A 22056-nucleotide genomic window follows, 5' to 3' on the forward strand; every position below is an offset into this window, starting at 1 on the left:
GCCGGCGGGGCGCCGAAGACCCTACAGCGTGGTCGAGGAAAGCTGCAATTCGTCCACGCCGTCGCGATTGTAGATGTCGTCGCGGAAATGGACGACGCGGTCATCGGTCGACCAGGCGGAGATGTAGACGAAATAGACCGGCACCTTCACCTCGACCGGGATCTCGGTGTTCACGCCAGAGGCGACAACCTGCTCGATGCGGTTGCGGTCCCAGCCCGGCGTCGATTCGAGCAGCCAGATCGTCAGTTCGCGAATGTTGTGCACGCGCACGCAGCCCGACGATTCAAAGCGCAGGAACTGGCCGAACAGGCTCTGCTGCGGCGTGTCGTGCATGTAGACCGCATGCGGGTTCTGGAAATTGATCTTGGTCGAGGACATGGCGTTGATCTTGCCCGGATCCTGGCGGAAGCGCAGCGCCAGCGCCTCGTCGGTCGACCAGTCGACCAATTCGGGCGGCACCTCGTTGCCGCCCTGATCGAAAAGGCGGATCTTGTTGCGCGTCAGGTAGGTGGGATCCTCGCGCATGAGCGGGATGATGTCCTTGCGGATGATCGATTTGGGCGCGGTCCAGTAGGGGTTGAGAATGACCTCGTGGATCTGCGAGGACAGGATCGGCGTCTGCCGGTCGATCTTGCCGACGATGGCCTTGTGGCGCAGCGCGACGCGGTCCGTCTCCACCGCCTCGACCTCGGCGGCGGGAATGTTGACCATCACATAGCGGTCGCCCAGATAGCCCGACATGGAGCGCAGCCGCACCAGATTGGTCTCAAGCTGGCCAAGGCGCACCGGCGCCGACACGTTGAGCGCGGCCAGCGTGTAGTTGCCGACGATGCCGTCGGCGGTCATGCCGTGGCGCACCTGGAAGCGCTTGACGGCGCCGTCGAGGAAGGTGTCGAAGGTGGCGCTGTCGCCGGCATTGCGCGGCAGGTCACCGGAGACGATCAGGCGCCGGCGCAATTGGCGCACCGCTTCGTCCTGCACGCCCACGCGCAGCGCCTGGGTCGCGTTGACCCTGGGCCAGCCGCCCTGGGCGACGATCATGCGGTAGTCGAATATGGACTGCTCGACATAGCCGGACGTCAGCGGCGACAGGATCGGCACCCGGCTCATGACCTCGGTCGTGCGGGCGCCGGCCGCGTCGAACTGGTCGTCCCAGTTGCCGCGCCGGGGAGATTGCAGAATCTCGTTGATCGTGGTCTGTGCCGCCGCAGCGCCGCCGGCGGCGGCAATGGCGCCGGCGGCGCCGACGCTCGTGAGAAATGCCCGACGTGTTCTTCTTGCAAATCCGTTCATGGTCTGCCCGCGTAATCCCTCTTGTCGCCCCAGGATCGGCGACGCCGATATCGCTTTAGCGCCGCTTCGTTAACAGACAGGTAACCATGTTGGAAATGGCATCCTGTCAACAGAAAGGTTTCGGCATGGATGCCTCACTGACGATGACGTTGGCCATCACCTGCGTGGCTTTCATAGCAATATGGCTGATTAATGTCATGATCGAGGATGCGGGCATCGTCGACTATTACTGGGGACCGGGCTTTTCGGCCATCGCGCTGGTGCATGTGTGGTATCACGGCGTTGCGAGCCCGCTGCAGTGGGTGCTGCTGGCCGCGCTCATCGTCTGGTCGGTGCGGCTGGCGGCGCAGCTCATCGCGCGGCACCAGGCGGCCGATGGCGAGGACCCGCGCTACCGGGCGATGCGCGAGGCCGGCGGCCCGCCCTTCCGGTGGGCGAGCCTTTACAAGATCTTCCTGTTGCAGGCCGTGCTGCTGTGGCTGATCGCCGCGCCGGTTCATCTGGCTTTCGCCGGCGATGTTGCGGGCGAACCCTCGGTCGTCGCGTTCTGGCTGGGCATGGCGGTGTTCGCGGCGGGCTTTGGCCTTGAATGGGCGGCCGACCGGCAACTGGCGGCCGCCAAGCGGCGTGCGGCCGGCGCGCATGCGCTGGTCACAAGCGGGCTGTGGGGCCTGAGCCGGCATCCGAACTATCTCGGCGAGATGGTGCTGTGGTGGGGACTGGCGCTGAGCGCCTGGGCGATCTCGGGCAGCGCGATCGTGTTCGCCGGGCCGGTGCTGTTGTGCGCGGTGATGGCCGGCGTCACGCTGCCGCTGACCGAACAGCACATGGTTCGCACGCGTCCGGGCTATGCGGCCTATGCCGCACGCGTGCCGGCGCTGATCGGCCTGCCGCGACGGGCCGGCCGTCGCGGCGACCAGCCGGCCGAATAGGCGCGTGCGGCGAAAGGACGAAACGATGCAGACGCCGGCAAGAGGAACCGGCGCCTGCAGTCTACCCGGCTGGAGATCAGAGCCGGTAGAGGATGGTGTCGTTCCAGAAGCGGTCGAGCCGCTGCATCGCCCGGTTCATCGTCTTGAACTCGTCGACATCGATACCGCCGACCGCCTCGATCGAGGCGATGTGGCGCTCGTAGAGCCGCTCGACCGTCTCAGCGACCTCGCGGCCCTTCTCGGTCAGGCTGATGCGGACGGCGCGCCGGTCCGAGCTCGACTTCTTGTGGTGGATGAACCCGTCCTGGGCGAGCTTCTTGACGTTGTAGGACACGTTCGAGCCAAGGTAATAGCCGCGCGAGCGCAACTCGCCCGCCGTCAGTTCGCTGTCGCCGATATTGAAAAGCAGGATCGCCTGCACCGCGTTGATGTCGTCGCGTCCGGACCGGTCGAACTCGTCCTTGACCACATCCTGAAGGCGCCGGTGCAGCCGTTCCACGAGCTGCAACGCCTCCAGATAAAGCCGCCGCAGCGATTGCGCGTCCGAGGGCGCTCGCGGTTCGCCCACGAGACCAGACTGGTTGATCATTTGTGCCTCACATGTTTTGTCGGCGGTGTTGCCCCGCCTTGTGAGGCCGACCCTAGGAAATGCGCATAAAATTCGATTTAAACGCCTGCGTTAACAAGCAGTTACGCGGGCCCCAATCGTTCGGGTGGTCAATGGCCGGTTAAGCGGCGCGGTTCAATCCTCGCTTGCCGCGCCCGCCCGGTAGCGCGCCACCAGCAATGCCCCGCCAAGCAGCAACAGCACCAGCAACGCAATCGCATTGACGCCGGCGACCCAGGGCCTTGGCGGAAACTGTTCGACCCAGATGCCATAGGCGGCGATCTCGGCGACCAGGCCCATCACCCAGATGACGACGCCCCAGCGCGCCACCAGCCACAGGCCGAGCGCGGCGGCGGGCATGAGCACGGCCAGGGTGGCAAAGAGCACGCGGCCATGCGGCGACAGCCGGTCGAAACGCAGGTCCGGCTCACCGTAGATGCCGGTCAGCTGGGCCCAGTACAGAAGCGCCGAACCCAGCGCGACGATCGCCATGACGCGCAGGAAGGCCGACCATCCCTGTTCGAACGCGCCCTTTTGCGGCGGAAGGGTATCGTGTTCCACTGTGACCATCGCAATGCCCGGCGGTTCGGTGCCCTGTTCACAGGTGCCCTTGCGTCGGTCTATCGGACGGCTTTGCGAAATGCAAAGCGCGGGTGTAGGTCAGGCGCAGAAGCCACGCCGGTCACGACAGGAGCACGCCATGAAAGCCAACACGCCCGCACGCAGCGTCGACGAGATCACCGGCGGGCGGCGCCTGAGGCGCATGCGCAAGGCCGACTGGTCGCGCCGGCTGGTGCGCGAGAACCGGCTGAGCGTCGACGACCTGATCTGGCCGATCTTCATCATGGAAGGCGTTGAGCGGGCCGAGCCGATCGCGGCGATGCCGGGCGTTGCGCGGCTGACATGCGACCGCGCCGTGGAGGCGGCCCGGCAAGCCCATGCGCTGGGGATTCCGGCGATCGCCACCTTCGCCTATATCGACGGCGCGAAGAAGGACGAAGCGGGCTCGCACATTCTCGACCCCGACAACATCGTCAACACCGTGACCGCGGCGATCAAGGAGGCCGTGCCGGACATCGGCGTCATCACCGACGTGGCGCTCGACCCGTTCACCAGCCACGGCCATGACGGGGTGCTGCGCGACGGCGTCATCGTCAATGATGAGACCGTGGACATCATCGCGCGCGCGGCGGTCGCGCAGGCCGAGGCGGGCGCCGACATCATCGCGCCCTCGGACATGATGGACGGGCGCGTGGGCGCCATCCGCGACGCGCTCGACGGGGCGGGCTTCCAGGACGTGGCGATCATGTCGTACGCGACCAAGTTCGCCTCGGCCTGCTACGGCCCCTATCGCGAGGCGGTGGGCACGGCCGGCCTGCTCAAGGGCGACAAGAAGACCTACTACATCGACCCGGCCAATGCGGACGAAGCGCTGCGCGAGGCCGAACAGGACCTGACCGAGGGCGCCGACATGGTCATGGTCAAGCCCGCCCTGCCCTATCTGGACGTGTGCTGGCGGCTGAAGAGCGAATTGCGCGTGCCGGTCTTCGCCTACCAGGTCTCGGGCGAGTATGCGATGATCGAGGCGGCGTCCGCCAATGGGTGGATCGACGGCGAACGGGTGATGATGGAAAAGCTGCTCGCCTTCAAGCGCGCCGGCTGCGACGGGATCCTGACCTATTACGCGCCGCGCGTTGCGCGCATGCTCGCCGGCTGAGCACGCAGGGCTGCCCGCGGCGCCCCCGCGTTGCCTCGCTTGGCTTGAATTTGCCGGCGCGCCCGACCATTTCGGGGCCATGAGCGAAGCAATGACCCACGCGCATATCCCGACCGACCGGTTCGACGACTGGCGCCTGTTCGCCGGCGTCAGGACGCGGCGAACCATCGCCTTTTGCATCGACTATCTGCTCGTCTTCGGCCTCGTTGTCGTGGCGGTGCCGATCGTGGCGCTGCTCGGCTTTGCCACGTTCGGGCTTGGCTGGCTGCTTTATGCAATCCTGGTTCCGCTGGTCGCGCTTGCCTATATCGGCTGGACCATGGGCGGGCCGAACCAGGGCACATGGGGCATGCAGATGATGGATCTGCGGCTGGTGCGCTATGACGGCCAGCCGATCGATGCGATGACGGCGATCGTGCACGCGGTGCTCTTCTGGGCCGCCAACACGATCCTGACACCGTTCATCGTTCTTGTCGCGCTGTTCACCCGCCACAAGCGGCTGCTTCACGATCTCGCCCTTGGCACGGTGGCCGTGCGCTCGCAGCACTATCGCGAAACCGCGTGAGCGGGCGGCGGTTTTCCGCCTTGACCTTCAAGGCACACATGCCATTGTTTGCCGTCGTGGTCCAAAGGGAACCCCGGGGCTTGAAACACCACGCGCGATGACCAAGCATTCGACAAAAGCGCCGCAGTTCTTTCTGACCTCGCCTGCGCCCTGCCCCTATCTGGACGGCCAATTCGAGCGCAAGGTCTTCACGCATCTGGTCGGCGAAAAGGCCGCCGAGATGAACGAGCTCCTCACCCTGGGCGGGTTTCGGCGCAGTCAGAACATCGCCTACAGGCCGGCGTGCGAATCGTGCCGCGCCTGCGTTTCGGTGCGCATCCTTGCCGACGAGTTCGAGCCGACCCGCTCGATGCGCCGGGTGGCCAGGCGCAACAGCGATCTCGTGGGCGCCGAGTACGGCGCCGAGCCGTCGAGCGAACAGTACTCGCTGTTCCGGAAATATCTCGACTCGCGGCACTATGGCGGCGGCATGAGCGACATGACGGTGCTCGACTATGCCATGATGGTCGAGGACACCCACGTCAATTCGCGCGTGATCGAATATCGCCGCCGGGGTCCGGACAGCTTCCTGACCGGTCGCGGCGACGGGCCGCTGGTCGGCGTGGCCTTGTCCGACTACATGGCCGACGGCTATTCGATGGTCTATTCGTTCTTCGACCCCGAAGAGAGCGGGCGGTCGCTGGGCACCTACATGATCCTCGATCATATCGAGCGGGCCCGCCGTCAGGGCATGGCGCATGTCTATCTGGGCTACTGGGTCGCCGGCTCGCGCAAGATGGACTACAAGACGCGCTTTCTGCCGCAGCAGCATCTGACCGGCGCCGGCTGGGAACGCTACGAGCCGCCGGACCGAACGCCAAGGCCGCCGCGACCGCGCTGAGGGCGCGCGCCGACCAGATGTCGCGTGAACCGGCCTTGCGCCGGCCGACCATGCGCCGTAGCGGTCGGTCATGACGCCCCATGCCAAAGGTCTGCTGATCACCGCCATTGGCGGTGTGGCGCTCAGTTTCGACGTCCCGCTGATCAAGCTGGGCGGCGGCGATGCGTTTTCGGTGCTGATCGTGCGCTGCGTGGGCGCGCTGGTCGCCGGCCTTTCCATCTGGGCCATCGTGCGCGCCGTCACCGGTCGGCCGTTCACGCTGCTGCCGCTGCCCGACGGCATTCCGGTGGCGATCATCTACGGCTTCACGGTCACCTTCTTCGTTGTCGCGGTGCAATACACCAGTGCGGCGAACGTCGTCTTCATCGTCGCCTTCACTCCGATGCTCGCCGCGCTGATCGGCTGGCTGTGGCTCGGCGAAACGCCCACGGTCGCCACGCGGATCACCATGGCCGTGATGATCGCGGCTGTGGGCATCATCGTCTCGGACGGGCTGGACGCCGGCAACACCTTCGGCGATCTGTGCGCGCTGATGGCGGCGATCTGCATCGCCCTGGCCATCACCCTGTCGCGCCGCAGCGGCAAGCATATGGGCTTTGCGCCGATCGTCGGCGGTATCGTGCCGATCATCATCGCCAGCATCGTGCTCGCCTGGAACCAGCAGCCGGTGATGCTGGATGCGCCCATCTTCATCATCATCAACGGAATGGTGATGCTGCCGGTCGCCTATTGGTGCCTGGCGACAGGGCCGCGATATCTTTCGGCGCCCGAGGTCGGCATGTTCTATCTGCTGGAGACCGTGCTCGCGCCGATCTGGGTCTGGATCATCCTGGCCGAAACGCCGACGCCGCGCGTGCTGGTCGGCGGCACCATCCTCATCGGCGCACTGGCCGTCCACTCGCTGTGGCAACTTCGCGCGAAGCGGCTCGCAGTGGCGCGGTGAAGCCGCCATGGACATAAACGAGCGGTTCGCCGGCGCCGGCCGCAAAGGCGATGACACGGCCGATCAGCACATCATGATCGCCGGCCCCGACCACCTGCTCGAGCGTGCAATCGAACCAGGATACCGCGTCGTCGAGCCGTACCCGGCCCGTCGGCAGGCGCGTGGTGCCCACACCGTCGAACCGCTCGGTGGGGGCGCCGTGCGTGAAACGCTCGGCAAGTGCCTGCTGATGGCTGCCCAGCACGCTGACCGTGTAGCCCGACGAGCCTGTAAAGGCGGCGCGGCTGGCGCTCTGCTTGCGCACCGACCACAGGACAAGCGGCGGGTCGAGCGAAACGGTGTTGAAGGAATTGCAGGTCATGCCGTAATCGGCGCCGCCATGGCTTGTGGCGACGATCGTCACGCCCGTGGCGAAACCGCCCATGGCGCGCTTGAGTTCGGCCATGCGGATCGCGTCGAGGTTCAGATGGGCGTCGGCATTCATGTCAGGGTTTTCCTTCAAGGGACTTCGTCGCCTTCGGCCAGTGACCACAATTCGAACCATGTCTGTCGGTCGAGCGTGACTTTCAAGGCGTCGGCGATGCGTTCGATGCGTTTGAGCGAATTGGTGCCCACGACCGGAACGATGCGGGCCGGGTGCGCCAGCAGCCAGGCGACCGCGACCGCCTCGGCGCTGACGCCCTGATCGGCGGCGATCTCGGTCAGGCGCGGCATGACGCGCTTGCCGACCTGGTCGCCGGGATAGAACATCGATCCGCCGGCCAGCGGCGACCAGGCCATGGGCGGGGCGCCATCGCGCTGGGCGCGGGCGATCTGGCCGTTGGTGAAGGCGGCCTTGTTGACCAGATTGATCTCGATCTGGTTGGTCAGGATCGGATGGGTCATCGCCGACTGCAGAAGGTCGATGTCCCAGGGCATGAAATTGGACACGCCGATCCCGCGGACCTTGCCCTCGTCGACCAGCGCGTCGAGCGCCGCGCCCGTTTCATGATGGTCCAGGAACGGGTCTGGCCGGTGGATGAGCAGCAGATCGATGACGTCAAAGCCCAGTTGCCCCAGCGCCACCTCGACCGAATTGCGGATATGCGCCGCGGAGGTGTCGTAGTGCTTGACGCGCCGGCGCGGAAACTTGTCCGACATCGCCATGATGCCGCATTTGGTGACGATCTGCATCGTGTCGCGCAGGTCGGGGCGGTTGCGCAGCGCACGGCCGAACAGCGCCTCGCATTCGTAGTCGCCATAGATGTCGGCGTGGTCGAAGGTGGTGATGCCCTGTGCCAGGCACAGCTCGATCTTTTCGAGCACATGGTCGGGGGTGGTGTCGTGATCGTCGCTCAGCCTCCAGGCGCCGTAGACGATACGGCTCATGGGTGGCACGCCGTGGCCGAATTCGATCGTTTCCATCAGACCCGTTCTCCCACGCCCAGCGGCGTTGCCGGCACCGATTCAGGCACCCTCCCGTAAACATGGGGCAGCGAGCAGGTCTTCAACTGCGGCAAAACCTTCCGCCCGAAGATCTCGCACTCCTGCCGGCTCGGATAACCGGAGAATATGAAGGCGCGAATGCCCATCTTCCGGTAGCGGTCGATCTTTTCAAGCACCTGCTCGACCGAGCCGACCAGCGCGGCACCGCAGCCCGAGCGCGCACGGCCGATACCGGTCCACAGATTGGGCTCGACATAACCCTCCTCGTCGGCGGTGTTGCGGCTTGCGGTCTGCAGCGACACGCCATAGCTCCTGGCATCCTGCGCGCGGTTCCTGATTTGCTCACCCGTCGCGTCATCGAGTCTTGAGACCAGATCGCGGGCATATTCGCGCGCTTCGGCCTCGGTATCGCGCACGATCATGTGAAGCCGCAATCCGTAGTCGAGCACGCGACCGTGCGCCTCGGCGCGCGCATGCACGGTTCTCATGCGTTCGGCGAGCAGTTCCTCGGGTTCGGGCCACATCAGATAGACCTCGCAATGCCGGCCGCAAAGCTCGAGGGCGGCGGGCGAGTAGCCGCCGAAATAAAGAAGCGGGCCGCCGTTTTGCTGATAGGGTCGGACCGGATCGGTGCTCAGCCCCTTCAGGCGATAGATCTCGCCCTCATAGTCGATCGTCTCGCGCGTGAAGGCCTGGCGCAGGATCTCCACCACCTCGGTCGAGCGGCGATAGCGCAATTCGCTGGATGCGTCTTCACCGGGCTGGTTCGAGGAGATGATGTTGAGCGTCAGCCGCCCCTTCATCACGTGGTCGACCGTGGCGATGGCACGGGCAAGCATGGCCGGATGCACCTCGCCGCAGCGGATCGCCGCCAGAAGGTTGATGTCCTCGGTCAACGGCGCCATGGCCGAAACGAAACTCCAGGTGTCCTGCCCGACCATGTAGGAAGAAGGGCAGAGCACGTTGCGATAGCCGAGCTGCTCGGCCAGTTTGACGATCGCGCTCGCGTGATCGAAGGACGAGCGCAGACTGCCGTCGGGCACGCCCAGATAACGGTAGTCATCCGAGCAGATCGGCGCGAACCAGGCGATTTCGGCGGCATCGAGATCGGCATGTTTGACCGGGACGACGGTCATGGCTGTGTTCCTTGCAGATTGACACGGTTGTCGCCGTTTACGTAGCACTCCGGCTGACGTGCATCAATAATGAATGAATTTGGGCATGACAGCCATGTCGCGGCCCGCTATCGTCGGCCAAAAAGGACCGGCCGTGCGGGGAAGAGCGCGCAGGGGCGGCGCGCTGCCGCTCTACCTACAGATCTCCGAACTCCTGACGCGCGAGATCGCCGCCGGGCTGTGGCCGGACGGCGCACGCCTTCCCACCGAGGCCGATCTCGCCAGCCAGCTCGGCGTTGCCGTGGGCACGCTGCGCAAGGCGCTGTCGGTGCTCGAAACGCGCGGGCTGGTGGTGCGCGTGCAGGGCTCGGGCACCTATGTGCGCGGACGCATCAAGTCGGGCTCGATCTACGAACTGTTTCACCTCGAGTTGCGCAACGGCGCCGGCCTGCCGACAGCGCAGATCCTGTCGCTCGATCTGATGGCCCATCCCGGCTACGCCCCGCCCTTCGGCGAAGGGTCCTCACAGCAGGCCTGGCGCGTCCGGCGGCTGCGAAGACTGGGCGGCGTGCCCGCCGCGCTCGAGGAAATCTGGTTCGATGCGCGCCACGCCCCGCGCTTGCAGGTCGAATCGATCGCCGAATCCATGCATCTGTTCTACAAGGAAAAACTCGGCTTCTGGATCACCCGGGTCGAGGATCGGATCACGATGGCGCCCTGCCCCGATTTCGGCCCGCCCGGCACGCCGTTCATTGCCGGTGCGCCGCTTGGCCGCGTCACGCGCATTTCCTGGAGCAATGCCAATACGATCGAGGAATACTCGCAGAACTGGTACGATCCGGCGACGGTGGACTATGTGGCGCGCTGGCAGTGACAGGCTTGCCGAACCGTATATGCAAACGTATATACAGACGCTGATGCCCCATGCTGTTTGACGGGTTCGACTGGGACGCGGGCAACTCGCCCAAATGCGGCAAGCATGGCGTTTCGCGTGCAGAGATCGAGTTCGTACTTTCGAACGAGCCTGATGTCCTGCCCGATCGGGCCGCCGCAGAGCCAGAGATACGTTTCAATGCTGTCGGGGCGAACCGGGAAGGTCGCCATGTCTTCATCGTGTTCAACTTCCGGCTGCGGAAGGGAGCCAGATTGCTCCGACCGATCAGTGCCCGCTACATGCATCGAAAGGAAGTTGCACGCTATGAGCGACGACGAACCAGCTAAACTCAAGCCCTTTCCGCGCTTTGAGACGGATGAGGAGGCCGAACGCTTCGTCGACGAGGCCGATCTGAGCGAGTATGATTTCTCGGGCTTCCGACCGGTGCGCTTCGAACTGCGCCGCAAGGACCGGCAGATCAGCATCCGCCTGCCCGAGGACATGCTCGCGGCCGTCAAGGAGCGGGCAAGGAAGCGCGATATCCCCTATCAGCGCTTCATCCGCGAGGCGATCGAGCGGGCGCTCGCCGAACCGACCCGCTGACGCTGGCGCGCCGGTTCAGCGCACCACGCGCTCGGCGAGCCATCTGCGCCAGCCTTCCTCGGTGCCGTTGAAGACGTTCAGATCGATCTTCGTTTTGACGCCCTTTCGCGCCGTGCCGGTGCCCGAATACTGCCAGAAGGCGAAGGCGCGGTCCGGATAGACGTCGCTCGGATGGGCGGCGACCGAACGCAGCCAGAAGGAATAGTCGGTCAGCCTGCCGCGCAGATTGTCGCGATAGAAGTCGGGCGTGGTGTAGATGATCGGCTTGACGCCGTAATGAGCCTCAAGGCGATCGAGGAAGACCTGCATCTTCTCGAGCACGGTGGCGCGCGAGGGCTTTTTGGGGCAGGTACCCTTGTTGCCGTACCATTCGACGTCGAGCACCGGCGGCAGCGATCCCTTCTCCCTTGGCACATGGCGGATGAACCAGTCGGCCTGCTCGGAGGCGGCCCGGCACCAGTAGAAGAAATGGTAGGCGCCGCGCGGGATGCCCGCTTTACGCGCCTGGTCCCAATTGCGCTTGAACAGCCGGTCGACATGCTTGCCGCCCTCGGTCGCCTTGATGAAGGCGAAGTTGGCGCCCTGGGTGCGCAGCGCCTTCCAGTCGATCTCCTGCTGCCAGTGCGAAACATCGACGCCATGCACCTCGAAGGGATGCGGCGAACGGGCGCCGAAATCGACCGGCTCGGCATCGCCGAATCGCGGCGGGTAGATGCGCCCGACCGAAAGCGCGGGGTTTTCAGGGCGCGCCAGCGCCACCTCGATGGGTGCGGGCACGGGCGCGGCCTTCGTGTCGGCCGCCTTGCCGGACGCCTTGCCTTTCGGCGCGTCGAGCGGCGGCGGAAAGTCCTGCCGGGTTTCGGCGATCAGCGCCGCGACGCCGCCAATTGGCGCGGCGGGATCGGTAACCGGCGCGGCGGGCGCGGCCTCGGTCGCGGCCGTCGTCAGGGCGTCGACGCGCGAGGAGGACGTGCAGCCGGCAAGGCCGGCGGAGGTCACCGCGAAAAGGCCGACGGCGAGCAGAAGCGAACGCATGAACACCCACCACAAACACGAGGGGAGCCCATGACGGACCCCCGGCGGCAAAGCGTTAACGGTCAATTGCTGACAAAGGGAAAATTGCGATGGTTAACGGCGCCCGGCGACGGCGAATTCCGCCGCGACGCGCGGTCGCAGGGCGGGGCCTTCCGCAAAGCCCCGGATTGCTACCTCAACCGAACCGTCCCGAGCGGGGGAAGCCCTTGGGCACCATGCGCCCGGCGCCGGCGCGCACGCCGATCCATTCGGCCAGTTCCCCGCGCGATCGCGTGAAGGTGCGGCCCGAGGAATCCTGCCAGGACAGGCCCTCGGCCAGGGCGAACACCTTCACATCGCCAATGCCGCCATCCTTGTAGCGCTGCAGGCGCACGCCCTTGCCGCGGCTCATCTCCGGCACCTGTTCGAGCGGGAAAACCAGCAGCTTGCGGTTCTCGCCGACGACGGCGACATGATCGGGCGCCGCACGGCCCTCGCCCGCCTCGACATACCGGCACAGCCGCGCCTCGTCGGGCGCCTTGACGTTGACGACCTGCTTGCCCTTGCGCGTATTGGCGGCGACCTCGCTTTCGGCGACCACGAAGCCATTGCCGGCGGCCGAAGCGACCAGCAGCTTGCGCCCCGGCCTGTGCACGAAGGCGGTGACGATGTCGGCATCGTTGTCCATGTCGACCATCAGCCGGATCGGCTCACCATGGCCGCGCCCGCCGGGCAGCCGGTCGACGCCGATGGTGTAGAACCTGCCGCTCGTCGACAGCACCAGGATCCTGTCGGTGGTAAAGGCCGGGAACGCCGTCCGCAGCGAATCGCCCTCCTTGAAGGCGAGGTTCGAATAGTCGGACAGGTGGCCCTTGAGCGCGCGCAGCCAGCCCTTTTCGGAGACGACGACGGTCACCGGCTCCTTTTCGATCATCGCCTGCTGGACGACATCGAGATCGATCTCGCCGGCCTCGCCGAAATCGGTACGGCGGCGGCCCAGCGCGGTGTCCTTGCCGAACCTGTCGCGCACATTGCCGACCTCCCAGGCGACGGTCTTCCACTGCGCGTCCTCGGAGGCGAGCAGCGTTTCGATCTGGTCCTTTTCGGCGGTCAGTTCGTCGAATTCCTTGCGGATCTCGACTTCCTGAAGCTTGTTGAGGGCGCGCAGGCGCAGATTGAGGATCGCGTCGGCCTGTACCTCGGTCAGATCGAACGCGCGGATCAGCGCCTTCCTGGGCTCGTCCTCGAAGCGGACGATGCGGATCACCTCGTCGATGTTCAGATAGGCGATCAGGAAGCCCGAGAGCACCTCGAGCCGCTTTTCGATGTTGGCGAGCCGGTGCCGCGACCGGCGCAGCAGCACGTCGCGGCGATGGTCGAGCCATTCGCGCAGCACCTCGCGCAGGTTCATCACCCTTGGCACGATGCCGCCCGACAGCACGTTCATGTTCAGCGGCACGCGGGTCTCGAGGTCGGTCAGCTTGAACAGCGACTCCATCAGCACATTGGGGTCGACCGCGCGCGATTTCGGCTCGAGCACGATCCGGATATCCTCGGCGCTCTCGTCGCGCACATCGTCCAGAAGCGGCAGCCGGCGGGCGATGAGAAGCTCGGCGATCTTCTCGATCAGCTTGGACTTCTGCACCTGATAGGGGATCTGGGTGACCACGATCCGGTAGCCGCCGCGGCCGGTCTCCTCCTTCTCCCAGCGCGCCCGCGTGCGAAAGCCGCCGCGGCCGCTGGCATAGGCCTCGACGATCTGGGCGCGCGGTTCGACGATGATGCCGCCGGTGGGCAGGTCGGGGCCGGGCACGAACTCGACCAGCTTCTCGATCGTCGCATTGGGATGCCTGATCAGATGCAGCGCCGCATCGCACAGTTCGGCGGCATTGTGCGGCGGGATGTTGGTCGCCATGCCCACGGCGATGCCGGCCGAGCCGTTGGCCAGAAGGTTGGGAAAGGCCCCCGGCAGGACGACGGGCTCTTCGTCCTCCTCGTTGTAATTGGGGCGGAAGTCGACCGCGTCCTCGCTGATGCCTTCCAGAAGCAGCGTGCCGACCTCGGTCATGCGCGCTTCGGTGTAGCGGTAGGCGGCGGCGTTGTCGCCGTCGATATTGCCGAAATTGCCCTGCCCGTCGACGAGCGGATAGCGGACCGAGAAGTCCTGCGCCAGGCGCACCAGCGCGTCATAGATCGCCTGGTCGCCATGGGGGTGGAAGTTCCCCATGACGTCGCCGACGATCTTGGCGCATTTGCGGTAGGCGGCATCCGGGTTCAGGCGCAGCAGACGCATGACATAGAGGATACGTCGATGCACCGGCTTGAGGCCGTCGCGCGCATCGGGCAGCGCCCGGTGCATGATGGTCGACAGCGCATAGGCCAGATAGCGCTCCTCGAGCGCCGACTTCAGATCGACCGGCTCGATGCCGCCGCCCGCGCCATCGTCGCCGCCCGGTGGGATCACGGTCTTCGACATGGCACTTGACTAGCCTGTTGGCCGATTCGCGGCAAGCGGCGCGGTCAGCGGCCCAGCATGCCGGCCAGGGCGCGGGCATCGGCGCTCTCGCCCCACCCCGTCGCCATGCGGTAGCCGTGCCGCGCATCGACATGGGCGCCGTTGAAGCGGCCGAGCATCTGGCGCGGCACCTGGAAGACCAGATCGAACGCCGGCGCGCAATCGACGCGGCCGGAGCCGGACCGATCGGTTGCCCCCGCGCACCGGATCGCTCCATCGGTGCTGGCCATCTCGAAAACGGCCGTGCGGTTCATGCGGACCGCCATCTGCCCGGTCAGCACGACCAGCGCACCGCCGTCGAAAACGACCACGGTGGCGATCGGCAGGGTGGCGATGGTCACCGGCGCGAAGGCGCCGGCCAGGCGCCCGGGCATGGCAGCGAGCAAGAGCGCGGCGAGCGCGGCAATACCGATGGATCGGGCACGAACTGTGCGGGCCACGGCGGCCTCCCGGCGTGTCGCAGATGCGGGCACCCCATAGGTGCCGGCGACCGGACGCGCAACCGTGCGGCGCCGTTAGACAAGACCGGCGCGCTCTGCTTGAATGCGAGCGCTTGTCGGGGAGACCTTCATGCAGGGCTGGCTGGTCGCGCTTGCGGCGTTCGCATATCTGGCAACTCTGTTTGCGGTCGCCGCCTATGGCGACCGGCGCGCGCGCGTCCTGCCCGCCAACCGGCCGCGCCCGCAGATCTACGCGCTGAGCCTTGCGGTCTACTGCACGTCCTGGACGTTCTTCGGCTCGGTCGGGCTGGCGACCACGAGCGGCTTCGAATTCTTCGCCATCTATCTGGGGCCGATCCTGGTGTTCACGCTGGGCTACCGGCTCGTCCGGCGCGTGGTGCACCTGTCGAAATCCGAGCGCATCACCTCGATCGCCGACTTTCTGGGGGCGCGCTACGGCAAGAGCGTGCCGGTGGCCGCGCTGGCCGCCTGCATCGCGGTGGTCGGCACGGTTCCCTACATCGCCCTGCAGCTCAAGGCGGTGAGCGATGCGGTCACGCTGATGGTCGGCCAGTACGACCCGGCCGGCCCGCAACCGTCGACGCTGCCGGTCGACGTGTCGCTGATCGTCGCGATCAGCCTTCTGGCCTTCTCGGCGCTGTTCGGAACCCGCCATGCCGATGCGACCGAGCACCAGGACGGGCTGATCACCGCCATCGCCGTCGAATCGCTGGTCAAGCTGCTGGTCTTCCTGACCGGCGGCATCATCATCGTGTTCGTGCTGTTTGGCGGAGCGGGACCGATCGCCGCCGCGTTCGACGCCGATCCGCGCGTCGCCGAAGCGATCGCGCGCGGCAGTTCGGGCGGCACCTGGCTGGTCATGACCTTCCTGAGCGCCTGCGCGATCATGATGCTGCCGCGCCAGTTCCACGTCACAGTCGTCGAGCACCGTTCGGACGTCGAGCTCAAGCGCGCCGCCTTCGTCTTTCCGGCCTATCTGATCGTCATCAACCTTCTGGTGATGCCGATCGCGGTGGCTGGCCTGGTTTATCTGGGCGACACGGTGCCCGCCGACATGTATCTGCTCGCCCTGCCGCTGGCCGCCGGACAGGAATGGCTGGCGCTGATCATCTTCATCGGCGGGCTGTCGGCGGCGACCGCCATGGTGATCGTCGCCTCGGTGGCGCTCGCCATCATGGTCTCCAACGATCTGGTCATCCCGGCGGTGCTGTGGCGCTCGGGCAGCGCGGCGCGGACGGCCTCGGGCGACTGGTCGCAGATCATCCTGAACATCAGGCGCGTGGCGATGGCGGTGATCATCTTCGCCGCCTTCGCCTATTACCGGCAGACCGGCCATACCACGCAGCTCGCCTCGATCGGGCTGCTGTCGTTCGCGGCGATCGCCCAGTTCGCGCCGGCCTTCCTGATCGGGCTCGTCTGGCGCGGCGCTAATGCGCGCGGCGCGTTCGCCGGCATGCTCGCAGGCTTCGTCGTGTGGACGTATACGCTGCTGCTGCCGGCCATGGCCGGCCCCGAGGCGGCGATCGTGCGAGAGGGTATCTTCGGCATCGCCTTCCTGCGGCCCAACGCGCTGTTCGGCGTCCAGTTCGACCCGCTGGTGCACGGCGTTTTCTGGTCGCTGGCGGTCAATATCGCGCTTCTGGTGATCGGCTCGCTATCGCGCATGCCGACCCCGCTCGAACGCATCCAGTCGGTGACCTTCATTCCGCGCGAGGCGCAGCAGACGATCGGCCTGAAGCGCTTCCGCACGACGACGACGATCGACGAACTCAAGGCCGCGCTGGCCCGCTATGTCGGGGTGGCGCGCATGGAACGGGCCTTCGAGGCGTTCGAACTGCGCGAGGGGCGCAAGCTGGTCGGCACCGACACCACCGACATCGCCGTGGTGCGCTATGCCGAGCAAGTGCTGGCGAGCGCCATCGGCTCGTCTTCGGCGCGGCTGGTGCTGTCGCTGCTGTTCGAAAAGGACGGCGCCTCCTCGCGCGAGACCGTGCAACTGCTCGACGATGCCTCCGAGGCGCTGCAGCAAAACCGCGACCTGCTGCAGAAGGCGCTCGACCAGATGGATCAGGGCATCTCGGTGTTCAACAGCGAATACCGGCTGACCAACTGGAACGGCCAGTTCCGCCGGCTGCTCGGCCTGCCGCCGGAAATGGGCAATTTCGGCATGCCGCTGAAGTCGATCACCGGCACGCTGGTCGAGGCGGGCCAGATCGATGTCGCCACCGAGCGGGCCGTGGTCGAGAACGTCACCCGCTTTCGCCGCGCCTGGCAATTGCCGCTCGCGCGCAGCGGGCGCATCGTCGAGATCCGCTCCAACCCGATGCCCGATGGCGGGCTCGTGGTCACCTATACCGACATCACCGGCCGTGTGGAGGCGGACGAGGCGCTCAAGCGCACCAAGGAGAGCCTGGAGATGCGCGTTCGGGCGCGCACCGCCGAACTGACCAAGGTGAACGAGGAACTCGCCTATGCCCAGACACGCGCCGAGGAAGCCAATATCGGCAAGACCCGCTTCCTGGCCGCCGCCGGACACGACATCTCCCAGCCGCTGAACGCGGCGCGGCTCTACACCTCCTCGCTGGTCGAGCGCATGGCGCGCCAGGGCGACGAGACCAATCGGGAAATCGCCGGCAAGATCGATTCGGCGCTGGACTCGGTCGAGCAGATCATCGGGGCGGTGCTCGACATCTCGCGGCTCGACGCGGGCGTGCTCAAGCCCAGTCCGAGGCGCTTTGCGCTCGGTGAACTGCTCGAGCAGGTGCGCAACGACTTCGCCCCGATCGCCGAGCAAAAGGGGCTTTCGCTCAAGGTCGTTCCCACCGGCGCGATCGTGGAGACCGACCGCAACCTGCTGCGGCGGCTGTTGCAGAATCTCGTCTCCAACGCGATCAAATACACCCATGAGGGGCGCGTGCTGGTGGGCGTGCGGCGCGGCCGGCAGGACGCGATCATCTGCATCTACGACACCGGCATCGGCATTTCGGCCGACCAGGCCAAACACGTCTTCAAGGAGTTCCAGCGGCTCAGCGACGGCGCCCGCATCGCCTCGGGGCTGGGGCTGGGACTTTCCATCGTCGACCGGATATCGCGCGTTCTGAGCGTGGAAGTCTCGCTGACATCGACACCGGGCCGGGGTACCGGCTTCAAGGTCTCGGTGCCCACGGTCGAAGCGGGCGTTCTGCCCGCGACCGCGCGCCCGGCAATGCATGGGCAGGCCCGCACGCTGCTCACCGGAATGCGGATCGCGTGCATCGACAATGACGAGCCGATCCTGGCCGGCATGCGCACGCTTCTGACGGGCTGGGGCGCGCAGGTCATCGGTGCCACGCAGCGCGAGGAACTCGAGAGCGCGCTCAGTGCAAATGGCGTCGCGCCGCACGTGATCATTGCCGACTACCATCTGGACGACGGCGACGGCATGCAGGTCATCGCCCGGATGCGCGCGCGCTACGGCGAGGCCGTCACCGCGGTGCTGGTGACGGCCGACCGATCGGCGGAGCTGCGCGCCCAGGCCGAAAGACAGGACGTTCAGTTGCTCAACAAGCCGCTCAAGCCGGCCGCCCTGCGCGCCCTGCTGGCGCAGGTGCCGATGCCGCGCGAAGCGGCCGAATAGCCCGGCGACCGACGGCCGCCGCATCGCTGCATGAGGATCGCCGGCGGGCGCCGCGGGGAAGCCGGCCGCAAGGCCCGGTTACGCCCGGGCGGCGTCCTCCCCGGCCTCTTCGGCGCGCAGCATCTCGCTGCCGATCTTGGACAGGCGGATGACCGCCTGGGTGCGGCTGTCGACATTGAGCTTTTGCAGGACCGCCGAGACATGCGCCTTGATGGTCGCCTCCGAGACGCCCAGCTCATAGGCGATCTGCTTGTTGAGCAGGCCCTCGGCGAGCATGCCCAGCACGCGCGCCTGCTGCGGTGTCAGCGTGCGAATGCGGCCGATCAGGTCGGCGACCTCAGGGTCGTGCTCGCTGCCCAGATCGAGCCCGCTTGGCACGGCGACCTCGCCGTCGAGCACCGCCTGCACGCTCGAGCGGATCGTGTCGGTGTCCGAGGACTTGGAGATGAAGCCCGAGGCACCCAGCTCCAGGGCGCGGCGGACGGTGGCCGGATCGTCGGTCGCCGAAACGACCACGACCGGAACGGCCGGGTGGGCCGCACGCACCGCGACAAGGGCGGAAAGCCCGCTGGCGCCCGGCATGGCCAGATCGAGCAGCAGCAGATCGACGTCGCCATGGCTTTCAAGGACCGCCATGGCCTGGGTGAAGTCGCCGGCTTCGCGCATCTCGGTGTCCGCCGGGCCGCCATTGATGTGGCCCATGAGCGCCGCCTTGATGGCATCGCGAAACAGCGGATGGTCGTCGGCGATGAGAATGGTCGTGGTCATGGCTGCCCTCCCGAATGACAGGCGCGGCCGCCGAAACCTGGTCTCGCGCCGGTCCGCACCGACATCGGGCCATTAAGACGTATGGACGCGGTCGAGGTCAAGTCGGCCGGTTCCCGCCGCCCTCGACAAGACGCCGGCGCAGTTCGGGCCAGCGCACGATAAGCCACGCCGCCGCCCAGACATTGCCCAGAAACGGCAGCGGCACGATCCACAGGATCGCCCGCCAGCCGCGCTCGAACCAGCCGATGACGACCGCGATCAGCACGAATCCCAGATAGAGGTCGGCGAGCGTGACGATGCCCCAGGGATCGGCCGTGATCGCGCCGAAGGAAGCCAGAAAATCGGCGCTCAGGCCGGCCCAGACGATCGTTGCGGCAAAGCCTGCGCCCAAAAGGGCGACGATCCAGCGCATCGCGGTCAAACCCGTTCCTCCCGTGGCCGTTCGTGCGGACGGACCGGACGGCCCGCCAAGCCTTTAGCTAGCGTTTCTGGCGCACAGTCAATGTGCAGACCGGGGCTCGGGCGGGCCATGACGGTGCCATCCGCATCGGACGCGCTCAGCCCTCCAGCAGGCGGGCGACCTTGTTGCAATAGCGCTGGGAGATCGGGTTCATGCTTCTTGCGGCGTGGCCGGCATTGTAGCGCAGGATGGTGCCACAGGTGGAGCCGCCGGCCAGTTCGTGCGCGCCGCCGAGATATTTCATGCCGTATTTGATGTTGGTCTCGGGATCGTAAAGGCCCTTGGCCGATCCCTTATAGCCCATGCCGCGCGCGGTCGCCAGGCGGAGCTGCATCAGGCCGATCTCCCCGGCCGCCCCGCGCGCATCGGCGCGATAGCTGCTCTCGGAATAAACGACCGCATGGGCCAGGTCGACCGGAACGCCGTTCTTTCTGGCGTGTTTGGCGATCAGATCGGCGAAGGGCCGCCTGTCTTTGGATGCCGACAGCGGGTTGCTGGCCTTGAGCGCGAAGGTGCTGGCGGTCGTGTTGTCCTGGCCGGCGGCGAAGGCCGATAGCAAGCCGGCATCGGCGGACTGGCAGGCGGAAAGCGCGATGGTGCACAGCAGCACCGGTGCGAAACGGAATTTGGTTTTCATCAGTTCCCTGTCGATCGGGTTGCGGGTCGTCGCGTCCAATCAACCGAATATGGCCCATGTGCGCCGCAGCACTTCACTTTGTGCAACGCAATGAAACACGGCCCGGCGCCGTGCCCGGTCCATCAGGAGAGCCTGGGATAAAGCCGCAGGAGGCGGTTGAGCGTATCGATCGTCGACATGTCGGCGACACCGTCGACGCGGGCCGGCCGGAACCGTCGCTGGAACGCCTCGAGCTGGATCTCGGTGGTCCGGCCGAAGACGCCGTCGGGCGTTGCGTCAAAGCCGTAAAGGGCAAGCATGGACTGCAGCGCGGCCACCGGCTCACCGCTGTCGCCGCGGCTGAAAAAGCGCCCGCCGGCGACCGGCGCGGGCTCGACCCAGAGCCCGATGCCCGCCTCGGCGAGCCTTTGCCATGGAAAGGCCTCGCCCGGATCGCGCTTGCGGCCGGGCGCGATGTCCGAATGGCCGACGACGTCATTGGCCGCGATCGCGTGGCGACCGACGATGTCGCGGCAAAGGGCGGTCAGCGCCGCGATCTGCGTATCGGGAAAGCCGGGCAGGCCGGCCTCATGGCCGCCATTGGCGATCTCGATGCCGATGGAGGCGGAATTGACGTCCTGCGTGCCGCGCCAGTGGGACCGACCGGCATGCCAGGCGCGCCGGGCTTCGGGCACCATCTGCACGACGGCGCCATCCTCATGGACAAGATAATGGCTGGAGACCCCGCTTTGCGTGCTGCACAGCCAGTCCTCGGCGGCGGTACCCGTCGCCATGCCCGTATAGTGCAGCACGAGGATGGTCGCACGCGCGCCCGCGCGCCGCGCGCCGGCATTGGGCGACAGGCGCAGACGCGCCGGCGAAAAGTCGGCGCCGGCACCCGCCCCGGTCCCCTGCCCCGTCATTGCCGGCGAAGGCTCGGGGCGACCGCGTCCCAGGCCGCGTTGATCGCGGCGATGCGCTCATGGGCGATGCCGAAGAACTCCTCGGGTACGCCGCGCGCGGCCATGGTGTCGGGATGATTGTCGCGCACGAGCGCCAGATAGGCCCGGCGCGCTTCCTGATAGGACGTATCGGGAGACAGGCCCAATATGCGCCAGGGATCGGCCGCGCCGCCGTCGAGATGACGGGCCTTCAGCCGGTCGAACTCGGCCGGGCCGATGCCGAAAATGGCGGCCACATCGGCCAGGAAGGTCAGTTCCTTGTCGTGGATCAGCCCGTCGGCCTTGGCGATGTGGAACAGCCCGTCCAGTATGTCGCGCAGGATCGGGCAGTCGGGCCGGCCCGAGCCGCACAGGCTGGCGAGCTGGGAGGCATAGGCGTGGTAGCCCGCCACATCCTGCTTGGCCAGATTGTACAGCGCGGCAACGCGCCCGGCATCCTTGTCGGGGATCTCGAAGATCTCTCGGAACGCGTCGACCTCGTCCACGGTGACGACGCCATCGGCCTTGGCCATCTTGGCCGAAAGCGCGATCATGGCGACCGAAAACGCAACGCGGGCGCGGGTTTCGGGGTCGCCGGCAAAGACCGTGCGGACCTGCTCGACAAGCGCACCGAACGGGTTGCCCGCCCGGCCGGTCACGAAATCGGAGATGCGCACCCAGATCGACATGCCGCCTGATAGTGCAATGGTC

Annotated in this window: 23 protein-coding genes; 9 read left to right on the top strand and 14 right to left on the bottom strand. The window is 66.5% G+C overall.

All coding sequences use genetic code 11. The annotated features are described in order from the left end of the window. Positions 1-21: 21 nt before the first annotated feature. A complete protein-coding gene (locus RBB34_RS07605) occupies positions 22-1293 on the bottom strand; it encodes a L,D-transpeptidase family protein (RefSeq protein ID WP_306118601.1) in 1272 nt (423 codons plus the stop codon). Positions 1294-1418: 125 nt separating this feature from the next. Here RBB34_RS07605 and RBB34_RS07610 point away from each other — a divergent pair, with 125 nt between their 5' ends. Next, positions 1419-2225: a DUF1295 domain-containing protein gene (locus tag RBB34_RS07610; protein ID WP_306118602.1), complete on the top strand. Its 807-nt coding sequence runs from the start codon at positions 1419-1421 to the stop codon at positions 2223-2225. A gap of 76 nt (positions 2226-2301) precedes the next feature. Here the strand turns inward: RBB34_RS07610 and RBB34_RS07615 are convergent, their stop codons facing one another. Further along, positions 2302-2814 carry a winged helix DNA-binding protein gene (locus tag RBB34_RS07615; RefSeq protein WP_306118603.1) on the bottom strand — a complete coding sequence of 171 codons (513 nt, stop codon included), beginning with the start codon at positions 2812-2814 and terminating at the stop codon, positions 2302-2304. Between the two features lie 153 nt (positions 2815-2967). Next, on the bottom strand, positions 2968-3393 hold the full coding sequence (locus RBB34_RS07620; RefSeq protein WP_306118604.1) for a DUF6163 family protein: 426 nt from the start codon (positions 3391-3393) through the stop codon (positions 2968-2970). A 139-nt stretch (positions 3394-3532) separates the two neighbouring features. Here RBB34_RS07620 and hemB point away from each other — a divergent pair, with 139 nt between their 5' ends. The 4 genes from hemB (at position 3533) to RBB34_RS07640 (ending at position 6937) form a co-directional block, all read left to right on the top strand. Then, on the top strand, positions 3533-4549 hold the full coding sequence (hemB, locus tag RBB34_RS07625; RefSeq protein ID WP_306118605.1) for a porphobilinogen synthase: 1017 nt from the start codon (positions 3533-3535) through the stop codon (positions 4547-4549). A 79-nt stretch (positions 4550-4628) separates the two neighbouring features. Beyond that, on the top strand, positions 4629-5114 hold the full coding sequence (locus RBB34_RS07630) for an RDD family protein (protein ID WP_306118606.1): 486 nt from the start codon (positions 4629-4631) through the stop codon (positions 5112-5114). Positions 5115-5211: 97 nt separating this feature from the next. Next, positions 5212-5994, top strand: coding sequence for an arginyltransferase (locus tag RBB34_RS07635; protein WP_306118607.1), 783 nt, complete (start codon positions 5212-5214; stop codon positions 5992-5994). Between the two features lie 70 nt (positions 5995-6064). Beyond that, positions 6065-6937: a DMT family transporter gene (locus RBB34_RS07640; protein WP_306118608.1), complete on the top strand. Its 873-nt coding sequence runs from the start codon at positions 6065-6067 to the stop codon at positions 6935-6937. Here the strand turns inward: RBB34_RS07640 and RBB34_RS07645 are convergent. From RBB34_RS07645 to RBB34_RS07655, 3 genes are read right to left on the bottom strand one after another with little or no spacing between them, the layout of a single operon-like run. Next, entirely contained in the window at positions 6870-7421 is a 552-nt protein-coding gene (locus RBB34_RS07645) for a flavin reductase family protein (protein ID WP_306118609.1), read from the bottom strand. The genes RBB34_RS07640 and RBB34_RS07645 overlap by 68 nt on opposite strands. A gap of 14 nt (positions 7422-7435) precedes the next feature. Next, positions 7436-8341: an aldo/keto reductase gene (locus RBB34_RS07650; RefSeq protein WP_306118610.1), complete on the bottom strand. Its 906-nt coding sequence runs from the start codon at positions 8339-8341 to the stop codon at positions 7436-7438. After that, positions 8341-9498 carry an LLM class flavin-dependent oxidoreductase gene (locus tag RBB34_RS07655; RefSeq protein WP_306118611.1) on the bottom strand — a complete coding sequence of 386 codons (1158 nt, stop codon included), beginning with the start codon at positions 9496-9498 and terminating at the stop codon, positions 8341-8343. The genes RBB34_RS07650 and RBB34_RS07655 overlap by 1 nt, the downstream gene beginning before the upstream one ends. Positions 9499-9631: 133 nt before the next feature. Between RBB34_RS07655 and RBB34_RS07660 the strand changes: the two genes are divergently transcribed. Genes RBB34_RS07660 through RBB34_RS07670 form a run of 3 tightly spaced genes read left to right on the top strand, consistent with a single transcriptional unit; the run spans position 9632 to position 10954 of the window. Continuing rightward, positions 9632-10351, top strand: a complete 720-nt coding sequence (locus tag RBB34_RS07660) for a GntR family transcriptional regulator (protein WP_306118612.1) — start codon at positions 9632-9634, stop codon at positions 10349-10351. 50 nt (positions 10352-10401) lie between these two features. Next, positions 10402-10698 carry a BrnT family toxin gene (locus RBB34_RS07665; protein ID WP_306118613.1) on the top strand — a complete coding sequence of 99 codons (297 nt, stop codon included), beginning with the start codon at positions 10402-10404 and terminating at the stop codon, positions 10696-10698. Beyond that, positions 10676-10954, top strand: a complete 279-nt coding sequence (locus RBB34_RS07670) for a BrnA antitoxin family protein (protein WP_306118614.1) — start codon at positions 10676-10678, stop codon at positions 10952-10954. Before RBB34_RS07665 ends, RBB34_RS07670 begins: the two co-directional genes overlap by 23 nt. A gap of 15 nt (positions 10955-10969) precedes the next feature. Here RBB34_RS07670 and RBB34_RS07675 read toward each other — a convergent pair whose 3' ends face one another. The 3 genes from RBB34_RS07675 to RBB34_RS07685 form a co-directional block, all read right to left on the bottom strand. Continuing rightward, the gene (locus RBB34_RS07675) at positions 10970-11989 is read right to left on the bottom strand and encodes a GH25 family lysozyme (protein ID WP_306118615.1); all 1020 of its coding nucleotides are present in this window, start codon (positions 11987-11989) and stop codon (positions 10970-10972) included. Positions 11990-12164: 175 nt separating this feature from the next. Beyond that, entirely contained in the window at positions 12165-14444 is a 2280-nt protein-coding gene (gene parC / locus RBB34_RS07680) for a DNA topoisomerase IV subunit A (RefSeq protein ID WP_306118616.1), read from the bottom strand. A gap of 44 nt (positions 14445-14488) precedes the next feature. Beyond that, positions 14489-14923: a hypothetical protein gene (locus RBB34_RS07685; protein WP_306118617.1), complete on the bottom strand. Its 435-nt coding sequence runs from the start codon at positions 14921-14923 to the stop codon at positions 14489-14491. Positions 14924-15053: 130 nt separating this feature from the next. Between RBB34_RS07685 and RBB34_RS07690 the strand changes: the two genes are divergently transcribed. Further along, a complete protein-coding gene (locus RBB34_RS07690; protein ID WP_306118618.1) occupies positions 15054-18560 on the top strand; it encodes a PAS domain-containing hybrid sensor histidine kinase/response regulator in 3507 nt (1168 codons plus the stop codon). Between the two features lie 78 nt (positions 18561-18638). On the opposite strand, the gene RBB34_RS07695 is transcribed toward RBB34_RS07690, so the two are convergent. The 5 genes from RBB34_RS07695 to RBB34_RS07715 form a co-directional block, all read right to left on the bottom strand. After that, positions 18639-19328, bottom strand: coding sequence for a response regulator transcription factor (locus tag RBB34_RS07695; protein WP_306118619.1), 690 nt, complete (start codon positions 19326-19328; stop codon positions 18639-18641). Between the two features lie 97 nt (positions 19329-19425). Continuing rightward, a complete protein-coding gene (locus tag RBB34_RS07700; RefSeq protein WP_306118714.1) occupies positions 19426-19740 on the bottom strand; it encodes a hypothetical protein in 315 nt (104 codons plus the stop codon). A 145-nt stretch (positions 19741-19885) separates the two neighbouring features. Beyond that, positions 19886-20425 carry a lytic transglycosylase domain-containing protein gene (locus RBB34_RS07705; RefSeq protein ID WP_306118620.1) on the bottom strand — a complete coding sequence of 180 codons (540 nt, stop codon included), beginning with the start codon at positions 20423-20425 and terminating at the stop codon, positions 19886-19888. A gap of 122 nt (positions 20426-20547) precedes the next feature. Continuing rightward, on the bottom strand, positions 20548-21327 hold the full coding sequence (locus RBB34_RS07710; protein WP_306118621.1) for an N-acetylmuramoyl-L-alanine amidase: 780 nt from the start codon (positions 21325-21327) through the stop codon (positions 20548-20550). Then, positions 21324-22034 (bottom strand): DnaJ family molecular chaperone, encoded by a 711-nt coding sequence (locus RBB34_RS07715; protein WP_306118622.1) that lies wholly within the window; start codon positions 22032-22034, stop codon positions 21324-21326. The genes RBB34_RS07710 and RBB34_RS07715 overlap by 4 nt, the downstream gene beginning before the upstream one ends. Positions 22035-22056: the final 22 nt, after the last annotated feature.

This window comes from Roseitalea sp. MMSF_3546, assembly GCF_030732865.1.
Taxonomy (GTDB): domain Bacteria; phylum Pseudomonadota; class Alphaproteobacteria; order Rhizobiales; family Rhizobiaceae; genus Roseitalea.

Excerpts from the sequence above, each read along its gene's own strand:
- RBB34_RS07605 (WP_306118601.1), bottom strand. The coding sequence starts at position 1,293 with ATGAACGGATTTGCAAGAAGAACACGTCGGGCATTTCTCACGAGCGTC.
- RBB34_RS07610 (WP_306118602.1), top strand. The coding sequence starts at position 1,419 with ATGGATGCCTCACTGACGATGACGTTGGCCATCACCTGCGTGGCTTTC.
- RBB34_RS07615 (WP_306118603.1), bottom strand. The coding sequence starts at position 2,814 with ATGATCAACCAGTCTGGTCTCGTGGGCGAACCGCGAGCGCCCTCGGAC.
- hemB (WP_306118605.1), top strand. The coding sequence starts at position 3,533 with ATGAAAGCCAACACGCCCGCACGCAGCGTCGACGAGATCACCGGCGGG.
- RBB34_RS07630 (WP_306118606.1), top strand. The coding sequence starts at position 4,629 with ATGAGCGAAGCAATGACCCACGCGCATATCCCGACCGACCGGTTCGAC.
- RBB34_RS07635 (WP_306118607.1), top strand. The coding sequence starts at position 5,212 with ATGACCAAGCATTCGACAAAAGCGCCGCAGTTCTTTCTGACCTCGCCT.
- RBB34_RS07640 (WP_306118608.1), top strand. The coding sequence starts at position 6,065 with ATGACGCCCCATGCCAAAGGTCTGCTGATCACCGCCATTGGCGGTGTG.
- RBB34_RS07645 (WP_306118609.1), bottom strand. The coding sequence starts at position 7,421 with ATGAATGCCGACGCCCATCTGAACCTCGACGCGATCCGCATGGCCGAA.
- RBB34_RS07650 (WP_306118610.1), bottom strand. The coding sequence starts at position 8,341 with ATGGAAACGATCGAATTCGGCCACGGCGTGCCACCCATGAGCCGTATC.
- RBB34_RS07655 (WP_306118611.1), bottom strand. The coding sequence starts at position 9,498 with ATGACCGTCGTCCCGGTCAAACATGCCGATCTCGATGCCGCCGAAATC.
- RBB34_RS07665 (WP_306118613.1), top strand. The coding sequence starts at position 10,402 with ATGCTGTTTGACGGGTTCGACTGGGACGCGGGCAACTCGCCCAAATGC.
- RBB34_RS07670 (WP_306118614.1), top strand. The coding sequence starts at position 10,676 with ATGAGCGACGACGAACCAGCTAAACTCAAGCCCTTTCCGCGCTTTGAG.
- RBB34_RS07675 (WP_306118615.1), bottom strand. The coding sequence starts at position 11,989 with ATGCGTTCGCTTCTGCTCGCCGTCGGCCTTTTCGCGGTGACCTCCGCC.
- parC (WP_306118616.1), bottom strand. The coding sequence starts at position 14,444 with ATGTCGAAGACCGTGATCCCACCGGGCGGCGACGATGGCGCGGGCGGC.
- RBB34_RS07690 (WP_306118618.1), top strand. The coding sequence starts at position 15,054 with ATGCAGGGCTGGCTGGTCGCGCTTGCGGCGTTCGCATATCTGGCAACT.
- RBB34_RS07695 (WP_306118619.1), bottom strand. The coding sequence starts at position 19,328 with ATGACCACGACCATTCTCATCGCCGACGACCATCCGCTGTTTCGCGAT.
- RBB34_RS07700 (WP_306118714.1), bottom strand. The coding sequence starts at position 19,740 with ATGCGCTGGATCGTCGCCCTTTTGGGCGCAGGCTTTGCCGCAACGATC.
- RBB34_RS07705 (WP_306118620.1), bottom strand. The coding sequence starts at position 20,425 with ATGAAAACCAAATTCCGTTTCGCACCGGTGCTGCTGTGCACCATCGCG.
- RBB34_RS07710 (WP_306118621.1), bottom strand. The coding sequence starts at position 21,327 with ATGACGGGGCAGGGGACCGGGGCGGGTGCCGGCGCCGACTTTTCGCCG.
- RBB34_RS07715 (WP_306118622.1), bottom strand. The coding sequence starts at position 22,034 with ATGTCGATCTGGGTGCGCATCTCCGATTTCGTGACCGGCCGGGCGGGC.